The organism is Vibrio sp. 1078-1 (assembly GCF_033340475.1).
This window is the reverse complement of record NZ_JAWOWM010000370.1, coordinates 1-692: the sequence shown is the minus strand read 5'-3', so window position 1 is coordinate 692 and position 692 is coordinate 1. Positions and strand designations below refer to the sequence as shown.

1 protein-coding gene is annotated in these 692 nt (G+C 51.3%); it reads right to left on the bottom strand.

Going from position 1 to position 692, the window contains the following annotated elements:
* Positions 1–692: hypothetical protein (locus tag R7190_RS27640; RefSeq protein WP_318137902.1), on the bottom strand; the 692-nt coding region annotated here is incomplete at both ends.

Below are 692 nucleotides of genomic sequence, written 5' to 3'. Positions count from 1 at the left end.
TCTGCGGTTTTCTCAATCGAGATCCCCTGAGATTGAGGCTGAACAGTGGCACTTGAATGCTGCTGCGTACCGTTGAGATCCGCCGTTGCCGTGTTGGTGATATCACTCGCGGCTAACGGGTTAGTCTTCGCGGTGATCGTGAACTCCACAATGTCATGCGGTGCTATATCGATCATCGAACGGATATCCTGATTATCGACAGGCATCGGGGTAATGGTGGTGCGGCTGTCGCTGTTCGTCGTTTCAATCGTCCAACTCTCGAAAGCACGCTCACTCACGCCATAGATGTTGGTGGCTTTAATGCCCGACAAAATATCTTCTAACGCGATGTCGTTATCGAAACCATCAGTGCCGTTGTAAACGCGAACGTGGAATACCGCATCTTCTCCCGGAATATACATTGGCGATTCGGCCGTTTTCTCAATCCACACTTCTTCAGGCAGCGTTTCTAAGGTTGCAGTTGCTTCTGTCGTCGCACCTGCAAACTCAGCCGTTGCTGTGTTGATAATGTTGGCAACCGCTCGGCTGTTCACCGTGCCTGTAATGGCAAATTCAACCGTATCTCCTGGAGCAATATCGAGATTGGTCGCGATGTCCGAATTTGGTCCCGGTAAGGTCTCGATATTGGTGCGAGGATCGCCTTTGCTGGTCACGATAGTCCAATCGTTGAATGCCGCTTCCATTGCGCCACC